An 18,745-nucleotide genomic window follows, 5' to 3' on the forward strand; every position below is an offset into this window, starting at 1 on the left:
TCTGGTGTGATTTCTCGTATCTCGTAATTGACAAGCTACACAATACATTTTACAGATTTCAGTATACTGCTTACTGGTATCGAGGTTGTCACAATTCTGTCATTTCGAAGTATGAGAAATCACATCCAATATTCCGTACAGTGCGTGCTCTGCTTGTGTGATTTCTCGACTTCGCTCGAAATGACAATATTGAGGAACATGGGGATAAAAAGAGTCGATAAAATGTAATGTTACATTCTTTGAATTCGTTCTTTTTAAAGCACACAATCATTGATAATCAAGCAATTAAATACTTAAATTTCTCGAATCAACTAATAATCTAACAATCAAACCGTTATTTTAACGTACCTTTGCACAAAATTTAATGTAAATGAGCACTTTCGAACAATTCAATCTTCCAAAATCACTTCAAAAAGCAATAGACGAATTAGGTTTTGTTAAACCTACTCCTATTCAGGAAAAAACTTTTTCTGTGATTATGTCAGGTCGCGATATGATGGGAATTGCCCAAACTGGTACGGGTAAAACATTTGCCTATTTGTTGCCACTTTTAAAATTATACAAATTTACACCAACCAATACACCTAAAATTGTAGTGCTGGTTCCAACACGTGAATTAGTTGTTCAGGTGGTAGAAGAAATCGAGAAATTAACCAAATACATGTCGGTTAAAACTCTTGGAATCTTTGGTGGTGTAAACATCAATACACAGAAAAAAGCTGTTTACGAAGGAATCGACATTTTAGTCGGGACTCCGGGAAGAACCATGGATTTAGCTTTGGACGCGGTGGTTCGTTTTGATGAAACTCAGAAATTAGTTATCGATGAGTTTGATGAAATGCTGAACTTAGGGTTCCGTACGCAATTGACGGCTCTTTTGGCAATGATGAAAACCAAACGTCAAAACATTTTATTCTCTGCAACAATGACCGATGAAGTTGATGCTGTTTTGAATGACTTTTTTGATTTTCCGGAAGAGGTTACACTTGCCGCTTCAGGAACTCCGCTTGAAAAAATCACACAGATTACCTATAATGTTCCGAACTTTAACACCAAAGTTAACTTACTGAAACATTTATTAGAAACAAACGAAAGCATGGAACGTGTTTTGGTTTTTGTGAATAATAAAAAGATTTCGGATATGCTTCATACCCGAATCGAAGAGGATTTTGAAGGTCAGTTTGGGGTAATTCACTCGAACAAGTCTCAAAATTACCGTTTGAGCACAATGGCAGAATTTCAAGAAGGAAACCTACGCGGATTGATCACAACCGATATTATGGCCAGAGGTTTGGATATTTCGAACATCTCGCACGTTATCAACTTTGAGCTTCCGGAATTTCCTGAATTGTACATGCACAGAATTGGTCGTACCGGTCGTGCTGATGCAACGGGAACTGCAATTAGTTTCATCACTCCTCGTGAAGAAGAATTTAAAGTTGAAGTTGAAGTATTGATGAATCAGGAACTTGAAATCGCTGATTTCCCTGAAGAAGTTGAAATTTCCTTAAAATTAATCGAGCCGGAAAAAGACCGTCAACCCATTAAGTTCTTAACGAAAAAACCAAAACTTACCGGAGATGGTGCTTTTCATGAAAAAGATAAAAAGAATAAAAAAGTCAATCTTGGAGGTCCTTCAAAAACCAAAAAGAAAACGCATGGTTCTGTTAATAGAAATATGTTGAAGACTAGGGATAAGAAGAGGAAAGATAAGAATAAATAGATTTTTCTTTGAGTTTCTAAGTTACTGAGGTACTGAGTTTCTAAGTTTTAAGATATTAAAAAAGCTTCAAATACAAGTTTAATCATTTAAACCTGTATTTGAAGCTTTTTAAGTTCCGATTCTTAGCCACTTAGAAACTCAGCACCTCAGAAACTCAAAAAAAACTAAATCTTCGTAAAAACCAACCCAACCGGCGAGCACAATTCGATTTTCTTGCCTGTATCGGTCAGTTTTCCTGTTGTTTTATCTCTTTTAAAAATGACTATATTGTTTGTGTATTGATGCCCTACTAAAAGGTAATTTCCAGTTGGATCGATAGCAAAATCTCTTGGGCCTTTTCCTAAGGTACTTACCTGCTCTACTTTTTCAAGACCTCCGTTTTTAAGGATTTTATATACGGAAATGGCGTTAACATCTACACGATCGGACACGTATAAAAACTTTCCGTCAGGCGAAATTTTTATGGCTGCTGCTCCCGTTCCTCCTTTAAAATCTTTTTCAAGAATGCTTGTTTCTGCGATAACTTTCAGACTTCCATTTTTATCAAAAGAAAAAGTAGTTAGTGTTCCGTCTAATTCCTGAACCAAGTACACAAACTTGCCATCTTTGCTAAAAGTTAAATGTCTTGGGCCACTTCCCGCTTTCACAGCAACACTTTCTTTTAATGTCAATATTTCGTTTTTAGAATCGGGGTTGTATTTGTAGACAAAAACTTTATCTAAGCCTAAATCATTAGACAAAACATATTTTTTATCGGGAGAAAAACAAACCATATGTACGTGTGCCTTTTCCTGACGTGCAGGATTAACTCCTTTTCCTTCATGTTGAACTAATTGCTGTCCTGTTGTAATACTTCCGTCAGGATTCTTTTTGAATACAGCTATGTTTCCATCAGAGTAATTCGCAATAATTACATTTTTATCGTCATTAATCAGATGACAGGGATCGGCTCCTAGAGCATCATTTTTATTCAGAAAATTAAGTTTCCCGCTTGCTGAATCATAACCAAAAGCGCTTACTGTACTTTGAGTTCCGTTTTCGTTTACTGCATAAACAAATTTGTTATCCGCTGAAACCGACAAATAACTTGGGCTCAAAACATTTTCTGAAGAACTCTTTAACTTGAAATCTCCTGAATTTGAATCAAATTCGTAAACGTAAATTCCGTCACTTTGACAAGTATTGGTATAAGTCCCAACCAACAAATTAAATTTGCTCTGAGCCTGTGAAGCCGAAAAAGCCAACACAGAAAAAAGCAACATATAGACTCTTTTCATATTTTTTATTTTTTTGAATCTGGCTAAAATACTTAATATTCTAATTAGGGCATCTAATTTTTATTACAAATAAATTCGCAAAAGTTATATTTCTTTTTAAACCATATAAGTTATGTAAGTTCATTTTACTTTTGCGTATAGTCCCCATTTTGTCTTAATGTTTTGGAATGAACTCGCACAAGTTGTATTTCTCTTAAACCATATAAGTTATGTAAGTTCATTTTACTTTTGCGCATAGTCCTTAAAGTTGCTTATTTTATTAAACTACGTAAGCGCTAAGAATTCACTTCACTTTTGCGTACAGCTTTAATGAACTTACATAACTTATATGGTTAAAATTACATTGAAAAATAAATTAAATCCGTTTAATCCGTGTCTTCGTGATAACGAATCTGTTCAATCCGCGTGTGAAATTAAGTTTCAACATCAGTACGTGAAGATTGTGATGAATTTAGACGCAGATTATACCGATTTGCAATAGCAAAAACGCGGACAAAAACGGATTTTTTTATTGGAATGCAATTTTTAACACATAGAAACATAGTTTTAAAATGGATTGTTTTAAGTGGTTTTAAGAAAATCGTGATTTATTCGCACAGGTATCTGTGATTTATTTTAAATCAAATGACTTATTAAGATTTCTACAAGCTATGTTTCTATGTGTTAAAGAACTTTTACAGCATTACAGCCGCCACCTTAGATTAATTTAAGTTTAGCCCGCTTGATTTTCAATGCACTGTATTTACATGAACTTATATAACTTATATGGTTAAAATAAAAAAACAAATTTGTATTTTTGACCAGCATCTTCATGAAAAATCAAACGTAGTGAAGTAAATCGAAGCCAGAATGCATTTTAAACACCCTGAAATTCTATACTTTCTGTTTCTGTTGATTGTTCCAATTTTGGTACATTTATTTCAATTACGCCGCTTTAAAATCTCTTATTTTACTAATGTCCGTTTCCTGAAAGAACTTTCGATACAAACCCGAAAAAGTTCGAAAATTAAAAAACGATTGCTACTGGCAACCCGTTTATTGCTGTTGGCCTTTGCTATTATTGCCTTTGCCCAGCCTTTCTTCGAAGCAAAAGACAGTAAAAATGCCTCAAACGAAATGTATATCGTTTTGGACAATTCGTTTAGTATGCAGGCCAAAGGAAAAAAAGGCGAATTACTAAAACGTGCCGTTCAGGAATTGCTTGAAAATACGCCCGAAACAGCACAATTCTCGCTACTTACCAATACCGAAAACTTTTGGAATACGGATATCAAATCATCCAAAAGTGCTTTGCAAAATCTAAATTACAGTGCCACTCCGTTTGAACTTTCGGCTATACTGGCAAAAATAAAAGCGCATAAATCGGCTCACAAAAAAGACATCGTCATTATTACAGATGCCGTAGGTCTGGCCGAAAAAGAGTTAAAAAACATTGATTTTGAAGAAAAACCGTATTTCATAATTCCCGAGGCCGAACAAAAAAACAATGTGGCCATTGATAGCGTTTTTATCAATCAGACTTTAGAGAATTTTTACGAAATCACTGTCAATTTAGCTGCTTACGGTGAAGATTTCAAGCCTGTATCGATGGCTTTATACAATCAGGAGAAACTAATTGCCAAAACCATTATCAATTTTGACAGTAAGGAAAAGAAAATCAATTTTACAATTCCAAAAGAAGCTTTTCATGGTTACGTAACGATCGAAGATCATGGTTTGACTTACGATAACAAGCTTTATTTTAGCATTTCTAAAACTAAAAAAACGAATATAATTAGTATCGGAGAACCGGAAAAAAGCAACTTTTTATCGCGAATCTATACGCCAACCGAATTCAATTACAACAATTATTCAATCAGTAGTCTGGACTATAATAATTTAGACAAACAAAATACTATTATTTTAAATGAATTAGAAGAAGTACCACAGGCCTTGCAAACGACCTTAAAAGCATTTGTAGCAAAAGGCGGTAATCTGGTAATCATTCCATCTGAAAAAACTTCGGTTACGAATCTAAATTCTTTTTTAGGCAATTTTGGAAAAATTCAATTCAAAAACCTTCAAAATACCAGTAAACTAATTACCAAAATCAACTTTGATCATCCTTTGTTTTCGGGTGTTTTTGAAAATAAAATCACTAATTTTCAATATCCGAAAACGTCTAAGTCATTTGATATTTCGAGCCCTTATCCGGCGGTTTTATCTTATGAGGACCAAAGTGTGTTCTTGACCATGGTTCAAAATCCGGTTTCGGGAGTCTCTGTTTTTTCGGCACCTATTAATGCTGTGAATTCAAACTTTCAGCAGTCTCCGTTAATTGTTCCTCTTTTTTACAAAATGGGACAGAACAATCAAAAAACAGGAGTTAACGCTTTAACCATTGGCAATAATCAGCCTTATTTTGTTGATGTTCTTTTGACGAAAGATGCGATTTTGGAAGTAAAAGGAAATGATGATTCTTTTATTCCGATTCAGCAAATATTGAACAATAAAGTAAAATTAGTTTTCAATGATTTCCCTGAAACAGCCGGAAATTATAGTGTATTTGACAAAAAAAACTGGGTAGAAAATCTGAGTTTCAACTACAAACGAAGCGAAAGCGATTTAAGCCAGGTCAATACAAATGTGGTTTCAGATTTCAAAACTGCCGATACCGTTTCTACTATTTTTAACACCCTACAAACTGAGCGAACTGACAGCCAACTTTGGAAATGGTTTATTATCTTTGCACTGTTATTTTTAGCATTAGAAATGGCAATCATCAAATTTGTAAAGTAATTCAGTCGTCATTTCATCGAAAGAAAAAACACAAGCACTGAGAATACACTACATGGAATATTGAATGCGATTTCTCCTTCGTCAAAATGACAAATAGAATGGTTAAAAAACGATTTCAGTACAAAATAAATTTATCTACATATGAAAATAATCATCAGAAGCGCCAAAATTATCGACTCCAAAAGTCCGTTTCACAACCAGACCGTTGATCTTTTAATTGCAGATGGTATTATAGAAAAAATAGGAGCTTCACTTCCTGAATCTACAGAGGCTAAAGAAGTAAAATTTGATAACCTGCACCTTTCACAAGGCTGGTTTGACAGCAGTGTTTCTTTTGGAGAACCTGGTTACGAAGACAGAGAAACCATTGCAAACGGATTAACTGTTGCTGCCAAAAGTGGTTTTACGGGTGTAGCCTTACAACCAAACTCCTTCCCAATTATTGACAATCAATCGCAAATTAATTTTGTAAAAAGTAAAGCCCATGGTTTTGCTACAGCACTTTTTCCTATCGGTGCTTTAACCAAAGCCAGCGAAGGAAAAGATATGGCAGAATTGTTTGACATGAAAAAATCGGGTGCCGTGGCTTTTGGAGATTATAACAAAAGCTTAGACAATGCCAATTTGCTTAAAATCGCTTTACAATATGTACAGGATTTTGATGGTTTGGTAGTAGCGTATTCGCAAGATGTTAACTTAAAAGGGACTGGTGTTGTAAATGAAGGAATCATTTCTACCAAATTAGGATTGAAAGGAATTCCGAATTTAGCCGAAGAATTACAAATTTCAAGAAATCTGTTTTTACTGGAATATACCGGTGGAAAATTACATATTCCAACTGTTTCTACAGCAAAATCGGCTGCACTGATTAAAGAAGCCAAAGCTAAAGGTCTTAACGTGACTTGCAGCGCTTCTGTGCATCATTTGGTTTTAAACGATGAAAAACTGGAAGGTTTTGACACCCGTTATAAAGTTACGCCACCCTTGAGAACTGAAAGCGACAGAGCTGCTCTTGTAAATGCTGTTCTTGACGGAACTATTGACATGATTACTTCTGACCATAATCCGATTGATATTGAATTTAAGAAAATGGAGTTTGATACAGCTAAAAATGGTACTATTGGACTTGAAAGTGCTTTTGGAGCTTTGCTTACTGTTCTGCCTTTGGAAACTGTTATCGAGAAACTAACTCTTGGAAAAGCTGTTTTTGGAATCGAAAATAATTCGATTGTGGAAGGTTCTAAAGCTAATTTCACCTTCTTCTCACCTGAAGGCAACTCAACTTTCACAAAAGAAAACATCCTTTCAAAATCAAAAAATTCCGCCTTCTTAGGAACTGAAACAAAAGGTACTGTTTATGGCATTTTAAATCAAAATCAACTCGTTATCACAAAATAATTACAATGAATAATTCAATCGAAGAGGGAAAAACGGCCGCAATTACCAGCTATATTTTAATCGTTGGTGTACTAATTGCCATGTCTATGAACTCGGAAAATAAAAATAGTTTTGCTTCTTTTCATATTCGTCAGGCTTTGGGATTGTCTTTAGCTTTTATTTCGTTTGGAGCGATTATCAGCAACTTTGACAGCTTTTTCATCACTTTCCCAATGTGGATTTGTATTTCTGTTCTATGGTCTTATGGCATTTTCAGTGCTATCCAGGGACATACAAAACCAATTCCTTTGGTTGGTGAGCTTTTCCAGAAATGGTTTAAAAGCATTTCTTAAGTTTAAATTCCAAACTTTTTAAATTCCAAATTCCAATTGCAATGGTTATTGCAAAATACAACTCTTACCGGGCTCACTGAAAACTGAGACTGAAAACTTATACAAAATGAATCTATCTTTAGAATATAAAATACAAGAACCAAAAGTTATTTTAGATAAAAATCCTGTTTTACTTTTATTACATGGTTATGGCAGCAACGAAGCGGATTTATTTTCGTTTGCAACCGAATTACCGGATCACTATTACATTATTTCGGCCAGAGCACCTTATGACATACAATATGGCGCTTATGCTTGGTACGCTATAAATTTTGATGCGGATCAAAACAAATTTTCAGATAACGAACAGGCGAAAACCTCTCGTGATTTGATTGCTACTTTTGTTGATGAATTGGTAGCTACATATCCTATTGACGCTAATAATGTTACTTTAATTGGTTTCAGTCAGGGTTCGATTTTAAGTTATGCTGTGGCGCTTTCATATCCGGAAAAGATTCAGAAAGTAGTTGCGATGAGTGGTTATTTTAATGACGAAATTATTAAAGAAGGTTTTGAACAAAACGACTTTAAAAACCTTAAAATATTTGCTTCTCACGGAACCGTAGACCAGGTCATCCCAATCGATTGGGCGAGAAAAACTCCTGCCATTTTAGAAAAATTACATATTCCTGCTGTTTATAAAGAATATCCTGTTGGTCACGGTGTGGCTCCTCAGAATTTCTTTGATTTTAAGAATTGGTTGGCGGAGTAGTTTACAGTCTCGGTCGCAGTTTACAATAACAATAAAATTCTATATATGAGTAATTATAAAATTATTAATGCCAAAAATGTTTTTATAATTACTCTTATTATTATTCCTTTAACAATTATATCTGTTTGGATTATTGGGTTACAAAATCAAAGGTCAATATTTGAAAACTCATTATTATCTACAACAATTCTATCTTTAGCCTTCTTTCTTTTTATTCCAATTGGTTTGTATAATGGAAAAAAAATGAAAGACAATCTCGGTGAATTAGAACAGGATAATATTTTTTTTCAAAAAAATACCGCTCTTGACAGTAATGGAGATATTCCCGACATAGGAGAAGGAATAATGGGCATTATAGTCAGCATAATTTTATGGTTCATTATATCCATAATTGCAAGTTATCTTCTTTGGGTTTTTGAAACCATTTTCTGGATTACAATCTTAAATTTTATCGGTATATTATATTGGATTTTTTTCAGCGCATTAAAACTCGTTTTTAAAAAATCAGTAATTTGTAAAGGAAGTTATTCAAAAAGCATCTTCTATGGACTTAGCTTCACATTTCTTTATAATTTCTGGATTTACACCATTCTATTTATGACAATGTATTTGTACTAATTTATAATTGACACCACAAACAAACCCAACTGAAATTAAAACTTCAAAATATGAGTAACACAAAACTTAATAACCCGGCATTAATTTTAATTGATATTCAGAAAGGATTCAATGATATTACTTATTGGGGAGGAGACCGAAATAATGTAACTGCAGAACAAAAAGCCGGCGAACTTTTAGGAATCTGGAGAGCTAAAAACTTACCGATTTTTCACGTACAACATTGTTCCTCTAATCCAAATTCAATTTTGAATGAGACAAGTCCGGGAAATGAATTTCAGGATGTTGTAAAACCACTTGAAGGCGAAACCGTCATCAAAAAGAATGTAAACAGCGCTTTTATCGGAACTAACTTAAAAGAGTTAATCGATACTGCAAAAATAGAAAACCTTGTTATTGTAGGTCTAACAACCGATCATTGTGTTTCTACAACAACGAGAATGGCCGGAAACTTCGGTTATTCCGTTTATTTAGTTTCGGACGCAACGGCAACATTCAATAAAAAAGGTATTAACGGAGAAGATTTCTCCGCAGAAATAATTCATCAAACCGCATTAGCAAGTTTAAACGAAGAGTTTGCACAAGTGGTAACAAGTGCTTTTATCAAACAAATCGTTTAGATTTATGTGAAATGTGAAGTTTGATGCACCTAATAAAAAAGTGAGATATAATTTGGCATTCACCATCTTACATCTCACTTTTTACAAATTTGGAATTTGGAATTTCAAAAATTTGGAATTTCCAAACCTATATTCCTGTATAAATAATTTTACCTGCTTTTTTCAGAACATATCCTTTCCATGGAATTAGCTCATAATCGCCTTTTGTCCAGGAATCACCTTCTGATTTTCTTTCTAAGATAATGGTTTCGTTTTCTGTATTGTCCAGAAAAAGCTCTGCTTTATTTCCTTCAAAAATTACGTAGGCAACTGTCGAATATGTTTTTCCGTCTTCGGCGTGTGCCAGCTGTGTTCCGACTTCAAAAAGACGTACACATTCTTTCTTAACAATTGACCAGGTATAACCGGCAGAGCCTTTACATCCATGAGCGTCACTATCGCCACCAACCACTCTTGATTTTGGTTCTTCTTGTACTGGTTTGGCTTCCTGAGCAACTTTCTTATTGCAAGAAAAAGAAAGTGTGATAATAACTGCGAATAAAAATAGTTTTTTCATAATTTCATTGTTTTAAATTACTACATATCAAAGTATTATCATTCTTTATTTTTGATACAACAAAGATTGATTTACTTCAAATGTAATACTTTCGTCAGTATTAACAAAGTACTTTAATAAGACTTCTCCCCATAATTCACCATTACTGTAATCCGCGATAATCCATCTGTGGTTCAGGATTTTAATTTTATTGATGATAAACTTTTTACCTTCAATTTTATCCTGTCCGGTATATGGATTCCCATTTGGATTCGAATTCAGGTCTAATAATTTTTCAGTCACAACCGGAATCAATTTTTCATATTGAATAATTTTTCCGCCTGTAGCACTGTTATCAAAGTAGTTTTGGGCATTTTCATTACGCTCTAAAGAAAAATAATCTGATTCAGATAGTTTTGTCGAAACCAAACTGATACTGTCTCTGAGCTTTTTAGTAGTCTTCTCGTATCTTTCCTGCTCAAATTTCACTTCGCGACTATAAAACATATAAGTAAAAACATTCATTAATATCGCCAGGATAAAAAGATAAAGCATTAAGGATTTTTTCATTTTGTAATATAATTAAATTGTAATTTCTAAATTATCGTAAGCCAGAAAAACGTTTTTAGGCAGTAGTTTTTGCACTTCTTCGTGAAAACCTAAAACATGACTGATATGCGTCAAATAAGCCACTTCAGGTTTTACTAAATCAATAAAATCTAAAGCTTCCTGCAAGTTAAAATGGGTGTCATGCGGTTCAACGCGCAAAGCATTCACCACCAAAACTTTCAGATTTTTAAGTTTCTGTATTTCAACATCTTCTATCGTCTTTACATCGGTCAGATAAGCAAAATCATCGATTCGATAGCCAAAAACCTGTAAATCACCGTGCATTACATTTACCGGAATTGCCATTTTATCCCCAATAGCAAAAGGTTCATTGTTTTTTACTTCAATGGTTCTAACACTTGGAGCGCCGGGATATTTGTTTACGGTTTCAAAAACGTACTCAAAACGACGTCTTAAATTGTCTATAACACGCTGATGCGCATAAACCGGAATTTCGCCTTGCCTGAAATTAAACGGACGAATGTCGTCTAATCCCGCAGTGTGATCTGCATGTTCGTGCGTAAATAGGATTGCATCGAGTTTTCTGCACCCGCAAGTAAGCATTTGTTGCCTGAAATCAGGTCCGCAATCTACCACATACGAATGTTCGCCCCAAGTGATCCAAATGGACACTCGAAGTCTTTTATCCTTAGCATCAGTGCTTTTACAAACAGGATGATCAACCCCAATAATTGGGATGCCTTGAGAAGTGCCGGTACCTAAAAAATTGATCTTCAATTGAACTTATTTTTTTTACAAAAATAGGATTATTTCTCTTTCATTAGAAGCCTAATTTGCTAACTTTGTAACAAATCTATTTAAAATAAAATGGGTACAGAAATAAAACTCAAAGGTGACAAGGTCATCGAACAGATTCCTTCTATAAAAGACAAAGCTTTACGCATTAATTTAAACGAGAATATTTACGGGACATTTGCTGAAATCGGTGCTGGACAAGAAACCGTTAGACACTTTTTCAGATCCGGAGGTTCATCGGGAACAATTGCAAAAGCAATGTCTGCCTATGACAAAGATTTTAGTGATGCGGTTTACGGAATTGAAAGTGATGGAAGATATGTGACGGAAAACCGTCTGAAAAAAATGCTGACTTTTGAAGGGGAGCTTATTGAAGAGCGTTTGAGCCGTGAAAAACATCCAAACAAACTTTTCTTTAGTTATGCGAATACCGTTGCAACTATTGATTTTGCAAAACAATTTAAAGGTCATGGTTGGGTTGGAATCCGCTATCAAATTGAGCCGGACGAAGCTTACAACGAAATTATTCTACACATTCGTTTTAAAGAAACCGATGCCAGACTACAACAGGAAACACTTGGTATTTTAGGGGTAAACTTAATCTACGGTGCTTTTTACAAATACAATGATCCAAAACGATTACTTCGTTATTTATACGATCACTTAGACAAAGATCAATTAGAAATTGACACGATTAACTTCTCAGGACCTCGTTTTGCTGATGTTGACAATCGTTTGATGAGTTTACAATTGGTTAAAAACGGAATGACTGATGCGGTAATGTTCAATCCTGAAGGAAAAAACATCTTACCTGCTGCTATTTTATACAAAAAGAACCTTTTAGCTTTAAGAGGAAGTTTTCGTCCCGTTACAAAAGTTAACATGGACATGTATGAGAAGTCATTAAAAATGTTTCTCGAAGAAAACAAAGTTGACAAAGACAACACTTTGGTGGTTTTTGAAATCACACTTTCGAATTTACGTTCAGATGGTGAAATTGACGAACGTGACTTTATGGACAGAGCCGAATTACTTTGTTCGCTAGGTCAGACAGTTATGATTTCGAATTTTCAGGAATATTATAAGGTTGTTGAATATTTTGCGAACTATACCAAAGCACGTATGGGATTGGCAATGGGTGTTAACAATTTAGTTGATATTTTTGATGAGAAATATTACCGTCATTTAAGTGGTGGAATCCTTGAAGCTTTCGGAAAATTATTCTACCGAGATATGAAAGTATTCTTATATCCGATGTTAGATGAAAATGGAACTCTAATGAATTCAACGAACTTAAAAGTACATCCAAGAATGAAAGAATTGTACAAATTCTTTAAATTCAACGGAAAAGTGGTTGATGTCGTTGGTTACGATCCACATAATTTGGAAGTTTTCTCTCGCGAGGTTCTAAAAATGATCAATCAGGGAAAAACCGGCTGGGAACATATGTTACCTCCAGGTATCGCCGAAATCATAAAAGAACACCATCTTTTTGGTTACCATCCGGAGAAAGAGCTGAATCAGACGAATTAAAAAAAAATCCCCTTAGAAGAAATTCATTCTTTTTAAGGGGATTTTTTTTTAGTATTCAGTCGCAGTACTCAGTTTTCAGTCGCAGTTTTCAGTCTCAGTTTTATACTGAACGCTGAGACTGAGACTGAATACTGAGACTGGGTACTTATTTCAAAATCTGCGCTGCGTGTTCTTTTGTTTTTACTTTTTCGATTACCTCGTCGATGATACCGTTTTCGTCTATTACAAAAGTAGTTCTGTGAATTCCGTCATACTCTCTTCCCATGAATTTTTTAGGTCCCCAAACACCAAAAGCATTGATTACAGATTTATCTTCGTCGGCAATTAGCGGGAAAGGAAATTCATATTTATCTTTAAATTTCCCTTGTGCTTTCTGACTGTCGGCACTCACCCCTAAAAGCTCATAATTATTGGCTTTAAAACGCTCGAAATTATCTCTTAAATCACAAGCTTCTGCCGTACAACCTGGTGTACTAGCTTTGGGATAAAAGAAAACCACTAATTTCTTACCCGCATAATCCGCCAATTTATGCACTTTTCCATCCTGATCTGCTCCCGAAAATTGCGGCGCTTTATCTCCTTTTTGTAGTGTTGTCATATCTTGTTTATTGTTTACTATCGTTCTGTGAAAATGTGAAATGTCAAATATTTGATGTGAAATATGTTTGTAAGATCTGAAATTTTCAATTTTATTAATTTTAACTTCTCAGAATACGCATTTTACATTTCACTATACACATTTCACTAATAAAATTATGCTATTTTTACGGGACTAAAATTACGGAAATGAATAAAGAAGCTCGCGTACAATTTGTTATAAATACGTTAAAAGAACTCTATCCTACTATACCAATTCCTCTTGATCACAAAGATCCTTATACTTTATTGATTGCTGTTTTACTGTCAGCGCAATGTACAGATGTGCGGGTGAATCAAATTACGCCTTTACTTTTTGCAAAAGCGGATAATCCGTATGACATGATTAAAATGTCGGTGGAAGAAATCAAAGAAATCATCCGTCCTTGTGGATTATCGCCAATGAAATCGAAAGGAATTCATGGTTTATCACATATATTAATTGACAAACATGACGGAAAAGTTCCTCAAAGTTTTGAAGCACTTGAAGAATTACCGGCTGTTGGTCATAAAACAGCAAGTGTTGTCATGTCACAGGCTTTTGGAGTTCCGGCATTTCCGGTTGACACACACATACACCGATTGATGTACAGATGGAATCTTACTAATGGAAAAAATGTAGTGCAAACTGAAAAAGATGCCAAAAGATTATTTCCAAGAGAAATATGGAATGATCTGCATCTTCAGATTATTTGGTACGGACGTGAGTACTCCCCTGCACGTGGCTGGAGTTTAGAAAAAGATATTATCACCAGAACCATTGGGAAAAAGTCTATTATTGAGGAGATGAATAAAAAATTACAAGTTTAACCGCTAAGTTCGCGAGGGTTTCGCAAGGTTCGCAAAGTTTAATTATAGTATTACGACTCCTTTCTAATTTTATACCTAATTTTTTTTCACGCAGATTTAGCAGATTGCGCAGATTTTTTTCAAGAGTTAAAGAAGATCGGCCTAATCTGCTAAATCTGCGTGCAAAAGAAAATCTTTGCGAGCCTTGCATTTAATTTTTAAAGTAAAGGTTTTAAAATAAACATGGATTTTGCTGTTTGGAGTTTAATCCCTTTATAACAAATACCGATACCTATTTTAAAACCTTTGCCTTTTTGTACCTCTGAACCTTCAAACCTATTCCTCTCTACATCCCTCCTTTCAAAGAATTATACTCATTGGTCATATCAAGTGATTTATAAACTCCCAAAAGCGTTTTTGTAACGGACGTATTTTTAGGTTCAATAAGAAGTGCTTTTTTAAGATAAGGTATGGCACTTCTGGTTATATCATCTTTTTTAGCATTTAGTTTGTCATACTTTTGCATTTCAGCTGCGCTGGTACCTAAAGTCGCAATCTCGTCTGCCAATACCTTTTTCAATTCCAATTTCAAATATGCCAGATTGATATACGCATCTATATTGTTAGGATCTAACTCCAATACATTATTATAAATTACTTCAGCTTTGGCGAAATCCTTTTTTTCCAGATAGGCATAAGCCAAGTTCTTATTGACTTCTGTTTTCTTGGATGGAATAGACTCCGTTCTTGGTTTTTCGTAAAGTCCGGCCTGAATAGCTGATTCTCTTGCTTTCGGTGAAATAAAAGTATCTTCTTCTTTTGTCTTTTTGTTTGTAGCGAAATAGAGAATCCCTTTTCCTGAAAACTTAATCTTTTTTAACTGTTCGTAATATTTTATGGCTAAGTCATAATCTTCTCCGTTTATAGAAGCTGCGGCCGCATTATATAAGTTCAAAGTATCTTTTTTATCAAACAAATAAACCTCGTAACTCTTTTTTGCACTTTCTTTGAAATTACCAGTTTTAAAATCATTCATCGCGCCATTAACGAGATTAGATTTCATTTGTTTTAGTGCGGCATTCGCTTTTATACTGGATTTGTATTTACCGGATTCGTTTTCATATAACAAAACATCCTGATAGGCTTGCGAGGCCAGAGTGAAGTTATTGGCTGCATCTATATTTTTGGTCGCTAAATCCTTTAATACATTTCCTTTTAAAAAGTAAAAATCAGATTTGTCTTCATCAGATGCATTAAGAATAAGATATTCTGTTTTATTCAAAATCGTAATCGCATCTTGGGAATTACCTTTTTCAAAAATAGATTGGGCTTCTTTTATTTGTGCATTTTGTGCATACGCACCAACATTTACCAGTAGTATGGATACTATTATAAATTTTATTTTCATGGAGATTAAGTTTGATTTTTAAAATAGATTTTGGGCCTAATTTTGCGACCAATTTTTAGCAGTAAGCCAGCTTAAAAAATTACCATCAGAATATTTTAAACAAAATATCCTTTATGATTCCAGACAAAACGAAGGTTTCTCAATGTCCGGTGGCTTTCTTTTAAGCAAAATTGTGTCTTTCTTTTAATATCCTCTCGTGGATTCAAAAGTGTATCAAACTAAAAAATTAAAAAGGGTAGTTTTTTATCATACTGAGCATTTTACAGGTTAAACATATCGCATTACTTCTTTATCATAATTATAGAAAAAATATCATTTTAACAATATTTAAGCTATAAATATTTTTTAATCAATAAATTATTAAAAAGAATTTATTTTTAACTAAAATAAAATTAAAAACTGAATGCACAAATAAAATACGGGCAATTTTTTAACTAAAATATAACATTTTAGGTAAAATAAGTAATAACTTATGATTCACTACACATAAGAAAGTATTTTACTATAATAATAGTATTGAATTATATTTTTGATCCTATTTGAACATTTTGCTCTTTTTAAAAAGACAAATGGATCAAACTTTAAAATTGTGGAGTTTATGGGAGCTCTTCGGCTTTGCTCAGAGTGCTCTTCGACTTCGCTCAGAGTGACAGGCTTATTGGTTTTAACAGACTCTTAAATTTTCTTTGTGGGGAATGATAAAATTATTGAATAGAAATAATAAAACTATTCAGTCTGTGGCTTGTTTATATTTTGCCACAGATTAAAAGATTAAAATGATTAAATAATCAGTGCGAATCATTTTAATCTGTGGCAAAAAAACAATTCATGACAATTGCTGTAATTCGTAGCAAAAAGATCACCCACTAATCGGCTTATTCATTCTACAGGTAAAACTAATTCAAGTTTTGCGGTTTCCAAAAACTTGAAACCTGAAACCTTAAACTTAAAACCTGAAACAAACAGAAAAACTCACTAGCTGTACTTACATACCTATAGTGAGCTTTCAACCAAACGACCAGTTGGTTTTTCTTTTTAAAATATATCCCGTTAAAAGTACCGGGCAGTTTAATTCGCTATTATCTCAAAACTTTTGCCTTCCACTTTCACAACAGAAAGTGCTTGTGAATAGCTTAATAAAAAAGAAACAACTTCTTTTCTAGGTTTTAGGTCTTTAGAAGCTAACGCTTTTTTAGAGTAAATTTTCGCCATACTATTAAAATGATTTGTTTTATAGTATAACGAACTAATACTCAAAATAGTATTAGTTGGTTAAAATAATTTGATGTTTGTCAATTATTTTTCTCAAATTCATTAATGCATAACGCATTCTTCCTAATGCGGTATTGATACTTACCCCTGTAAGTTCTGAGATTTCTTTAAAACTCATGTCTTGATACATGCGCATTACCAAAACCTCTTTTTGATCTTCAGGAAGCTCCTCGATTATCTTTTTCAAATCTACCTCAACCTGATCAAAGATCATTTTATTTTCGATTGTCAAAGAGTTGTCCGACATTACAGAGAAGATAGAAAACTCTTCTGTTTCTCTGTACATGGGCATTTTTTTGGTTTTACGAAAATGATCTACAATTAGGTTATGCGAAATACGCATTACCCAAGGCAGAAATTTTCCTTCTTCATTATAGGAATTACTTTTAAGGGTTTTGATTACCTTAATAAAAGTATCTTGAAAAATATCATTTGAAATATCTCTATCAGCGATCTTCGAATATATAAAACCATATATCTTAGATTCGTGTCTTTTTATTAGTGTCGCCAAGGCAGTTTCGTTGCCTTCGATATAATTTTTTACTAATAGAGCGTCTGGAATATGCAGATCAACCATAATACTACTTTTTTAGTTTCTGTTTAAAATTTGGAGTAATTTTTTCTAAAAAGTAATTTTATGTAATAGGCGGATCTTTTTTTGTGAGTTATGTTAATATTCTGTTCAAATTTAACAAATTATTATTCTAAAAAGCAAATTAGAGCGACAATTAATTAATAATAAAAAGGGCACTATTGCAAATTAAAAGTAATTTTTAGGTGCAAAGTGCTTAAAATCACCAAATAACAGCGACTTCTTTAACAATTTAAAATGAAGAATAACAAGTTAAAACATTCAGTACAAACAAGTTATCCTTCATTTTTTTGTACTATTTATAGTACTTATATTACTATTGATAAACACGGATATAATCGATATAGTACTTTTGAGGCAATATACTATCATCAACCTCAGGCCCTCCAAAGTTACCTCCGATCGCTAAATTGACAATTATATAAAAGGGCTTATCAAAAGGCCAGGTATTTTCATCTTTCACCTTAGGATCAAAAGTATAAACTAAAGTAGTGTCTACAAAAAAATCAATTTTATCTTTAGACCATTCTATTGCGTATACATGGAACCCTTCTTCAATATTAGGAAATTCTGTTCTTTTGGTATTGATTGTATTCCCGTGACTGTCTTGTGTATGCAGGGTTGTATACACCATATGAGGATCTCTTCCGATGTATTCTAAAATATCAATTTCTCCCGTTTTTGGCCATTTTACCTCATCAATATTAGCGCCCAACATCCAAAATGCCGGCCATAAACCGTGACCTACAGGCAATTTTGCTCTCGCTTCTATCCTGCCATATTTAAATTCTTTTTTCCTTTTGGTTGTAATTTTAGTGGATGTATACTTATTTCCTTCTTTTCTAGCTTCAATAATCAGATTTCCATCTTTTATTTCGTGGTTTGTCTTGGTATAAATCTGTCTTTCATTATTACCATATCCACACAAATCCGGACAGCCGTCTCCCAGTTCAAAATTCCAAAAGGTCTCGTTTATTTTCTTTTTGTTAAAATTTTCTTCCCAGATGAGCTTTCTGTCTGTCTGCTGTGCAAAACAAAAGCTGCTCATTAATACCAACACGATTATTTTCTTCATACGTACGTTTTAAATTTCTACAATTAAGAAGGTCAGCCTGCAA

Annotated in this window: 18 protein-coding genes; 9 read left to right on the plus strand and 9 right to left on the minus strand. The window is 33.7% G+C overall.

The annotated features are described in order from the left end of the window. Positions 1–370 precede the first annotated feature (370 nt). Positions 371–1,723: a DEAD/DEAH box helicase gene (locus AB674_RS18425; protein WP_047778752.1), complete on the plus strand. Its 1,353-nt coding sequence runs from the start codon at positions 371–373 to the stop codon at positions 1,721–1,723. Positions 1,724–1,887: 164 nt separating this feature from the next. Here AB674_RS18425 and AB674_RS18430 read toward each other — a convergent pair whose 3' ends face one another. Then, positions 1,888–3,000 carry a lactonase family protein gene (locus AB674_RS18430; protein ID WP_047778753.1) on the minus strand — a complete coding sequence of 371 codons (1,113 nt, stop codon included), beginning with the start codon at positions 2,998–3,000 and terminating at the stop codon, positions 1,888–1,890. A gap of 849 nt (positions 3,001–3,849) precedes the next feature. Here AB674_RS18430 and AB674_RS18435 point away from each other — a divergent pair. The 6 genes from AB674_RS18435 to AB674_RS18460 all read left to right on the plus strand — a co-directional run bounded on the left by AB674_RS18435 (position 3,850) and on the right by AB674_RS18460 (position 9,497). Continuing rightward, entirely contained in the window at positions 3,850–5,778 is a 1,929-nt protein-coding gene (locus AB674_RS18435) for a vWA domain-containing protein (RefSeq protein WP_047778754.1), read from the plus strand. A 141-nt stretch (positions 5,779–5,919) separates the two neighbouring features. Then, positions 5,920–7,176, plus strand: coding sequence for a dihydroorotase (locus AB674_RS18440; RefSeq protein ID WP_047778755.1), 1,257 nt, complete (start codon positions 5,920–5,922; stop codon positions 7,174–7,176). A 5-nt stretch (positions 7,177–7,181) separates the two neighbouring features. Beyond that, positions 7,182–7,508, plus strand: coding sequence for a hypothetical protein (locus tag AB674_RS18445; protein ID WP_047778756.1), 327 nt, complete (start codon positions 7,182–7,184; stop codon positions 7,506–7,508). Between the two features lie 106 nt (positions 7,509–7,614). Beyond that, the gene (locus AB674_RS18450; protein WP_047778757.1) at positions 7,615–8,259 is read left to right on the plus strand and encodes an alpha/beta hydrolase; all 645 of its coding nucleotides are present in this window, start codon (positions 7,615–7,617) and stop codon (positions 8,257–8,259) included. 45 nt (positions 8,260–8,304) lie between these two features. Continuing rightward, positions 8,305–8,877: a hypothetical protein gene (locus AB674_RS18455; RefSeq protein WP_047778758.1), complete on the plus strand. Its 573-nt coding sequence runs from the start codon at positions 8,305–8,307 to the stop codon at positions 8,875–8,877. A gap of 50 nt (positions 8,878–8,927) precedes the next feature. Further along, positions 8,928–9,497 (plus strand): cysteine hydrolase family protein, encoded by a 570-nt coding sequence (locus AB674_RS18460; protein WP_047778759.1) that lies wholly within the window; start codon positions 8,928–8,930, stop codon positions 9,495–9,497. Positions 9,498–9,624: 127 nt separating this feature from the next. On the opposite strand, the gene AB674_RS18465 is transcribed toward AB674_RS18460, so the two are convergent. From AB674_RS18465 to AB674_RS18475, 3 genes are read right to left on the minus strand one after another with little or no spacing between them, the layout of a single operon-like run. Beyond that, positions 9,625–10,053: a hypothetical protein gene (locus AB674_RS18465; RefSeq protein ID WP_047778760.1), complete on the minus strand. Its 429-nt coding sequence runs from the start codon at positions 10,051–10,053 to the stop codon at positions 9,625–9,627. Between the two features lie 45 nt (positions 10,054–10,098). Next, entirely contained in the window at positions 10,099–10,602 is a 504-nt protein-coding gene (locus AB674_RS18470; protein WP_047778761.1) for a hypothetical protein, read from the minus strand. Between the two features lie 12 nt (positions 10,603–10,614). After that, complete coding sequence (locus AB674_RS18475; RefSeq protein WP_047778762.1) at positions 10,615–11,379, minus strand: MBL fold metallo-hydrolase; 765 nt, start codon at positions 11,377–11,379, stop codon at positions 10,615–10,617. Between the two features lie 90 nt (positions 11,380–11,469). Here AB674_RS18475 and AB674_RS18480 point away from each other — a divergent pair, with 90 nt between their 5' ends. Further along, positions 11,470–12,930, plus strand: a complete 1,461-nt coding sequence (locus tag AB674_RS18480) for a TonB-dependent receptor (protein ID WP_047778763.1) — start codon at positions 11,470–11,472, stop codon at positions 12,928–12,930. A 145-nt stretch (positions 12,931–13,075) separates the two neighbouring features. On the opposite strand, the gene bcp is transcribed toward AB674_RS18480, so the two are convergent. Then, on the minus strand, positions 13,076–13,528 hold the full coding sequence (gene bcp, locus AB674_RS18485) for a thioredoxin-dependent thiol peroxidase (RefSeq protein ID WP_047778764.1): 453 nt from the start codon (positions 13,526–13,528) through the stop codon (positions 13,076–13,078). 188 nt (positions 13,529–13,716) lie between these two features. Between bcp and AB674_RS18490 the strand changes: the two genes are divergently transcribed. After that, positions 13,717–14,376 carry an endonuclease III domain-containing protein gene (locus AB674_RS18490; RefSeq protein WP_047778765.1) on the plus strand — a complete coding sequence of 220 codons (660 nt, stop codon included), beginning with the start codon at positions 13,717–13,719 and terminating at the stop codon, positions 14,374–14,376. Between the two features lie 325 nt (positions 14,377–14,701). Here the strand turns inward: AB674_RS18490 and AB674_RS18500 are convergent, their stop codons facing one another. The 4 genes from AB674_RS18500 to AB674_RS18510 form a co-directional block, all read right to left on the minus strand. Next, entirely contained in the window at positions 14,702–15,763 is a 1,062-nt protein-coding gene (locus AB674_RS18500; RefSeq protein WP_047778767.1) for a tetratricopeptide repeat protein, read from the minus strand. Positions 15,764–16,831: 1,068 nt separating this feature from the next. Further along, a complete protein-coding gene (locus tag AB674_RS22890) occupies positions 16,832–16,975 on the minus strand; it encodes a hypothetical protein (RefSeq protein ID WP_165579396.1) in 144 nt (47 codons plus the stop codon). Positions 16,976–17,027: 52 nt separating this feature from the next. Continuing rightward, complete coding sequence (locus AB674_RS18505) at positions 17,028–17,612, minus strand: RNA polymerase sigma factor (RefSeq protein WP_047778768.1); 585 nt, start codon at positions 17,610–17,612, stop codon at positions 17,028–17,030. A 331-nt stretch (positions 17,613–17,943) separates the two neighbouring features. Further along, positions 17,944–18,702 (minus strand): family 16 glycosylhydrolase, encoded by a 759-nt coding sequence (locus AB674_RS18510; protein ID WP_047778769.1) that lies wholly within the window; start codon positions 18,700–18,702, stop codon positions 17,944–17,946. Positions 18,703–18,745 lie beyond the last annotated feature (43 nt).

Source organism: Flavobacterium sp. ABG (assembly GCF_001027725.1).
Taxonomy (GTDB): domain Bacteria; phylum Bacteroidota; class Bacteroidia; order Flavobacteriales; family Flavobacteriaceae; genus Flavobacterium; species Flavobacterium cupriresistens.

Excerpts from the sequence above, each read along its gene's own strand:
- AB674_RS18425 (WP_047778752.1), top strand. The coding sequence starts at position 371 with ATGAGCACTTTCGAACAATTCAATCTTCCAAAATCACTTCAAAAAGCA.
- AB674_RS18430 (WP_047778753.1), bottom strand. The coding sequence starts at position 3,000 with ATGAAAAGAGTCTATATGTTGCTTTTTTCTGTGTTGGCTTTTTCGGCT.
- AB674_RS18435 (WP_047778754.1), top strand. The coding sequence starts at position 3,850 with ATGCATTTTAAACACCCTGAAATTCTATACTTTCTGTTTCTGTTGATT.
- AB674_RS18440 (WP_047778755.1), top strand. The coding sequence starts at position 5,920 with ATGAAAATAATCATCAGAAGCGCCAAAATTATCGACTCCAAAAGTCCG.
- AB674_RS18445 (WP_047778756.1), top strand. The coding sequence starts at position 7,182 with ATGAATAATTCAATCGAAGAGGGAAAAACGGCCGCAATTACCAGCTAT.
- AB674_RS18450 (WP_047778757.1), top strand. The coding sequence starts at position 7,615 with ATGAATCTATCTTTAGAATATAAAATACAAGAACCAAAAGTTATTTTA.
- AB674_RS18455 (WP_047778758.1), top strand. The coding sequence starts at position 8,305 with ATGAGTAATTATAAAATTATTAATGCCAAAAATGTTTTTATAATTACT.
- AB674_RS18460 (WP_047778759.1), top strand. The coding sequence starts at position 8,928 with ATGAGTAACACAAAACTTAATAACCCGGCATTAATTTTAATTGATATT.
- AB674_RS18465 (WP_047778760.1), bottom strand. The coding sequence starts at position 10,053 with ATGAAAAAACTATTTTTATTCGCAGTTATTATCACACTTTCTTTTTCT.
- AB674_RS18470 (WP_047778761.1), bottom strand. The coding sequence starts at position 10,602 with ATGAAAAAATCCTTAATGCTTTATCTTTTTATCCTGGCGATATTAATG.
- AB674_RS18480 (WP_047778763.1), top strand. The coding sequence starts at position 11,470 with ATGGGTACAGAAATAAAACTCAAAGGTGACAAGGTCATCGAACAGATT.
- bcp (WP_047778764.1), bottom strand. The coding sequence starts at position 13,528 with ATGACAACACTACAAAAAGGAGATAAAGCGCCGCAATTTTCGGGAGCA.
- AB674_RS18490 (WP_047778765.1), top strand. The coding sequence starts at position 13,717 with ATGAATAAAGAAGCTCGCGTACAATTTGTTATAAATACGTTAAAAGAA.
- AB674_RS18500 (WP_047778767.1), bottom strand. The coding sequence starts at position 15,763 with ATGAAAATAAAATTTATAATAGTATCCATACTACTGGTAAATGTTGGT.
- AB674_RS22890 (WP_165579396.1), bottom strand. The coding sequence starts at position 16,975 with ATGGCGAAAATTTACTCTAAAAAAGCGTTAGCTTCTAAAGACCTAAAA.
- AB674_RS18505 (WP_047778768.1), bottom strand. The coding sequence starts at position 17,612 with ATGGTTGATCTGCATATTCCAGACGCTCTATTAGTAAAAAATTATATC.
- AB674_RS18510 (WP_047778769.1), bottom strand. The coding sequence starts at position 18,702 with ATGAAGAAAATAATCGTGTTGGTATTAATGAGCAGCTTTTGTTTTGCA.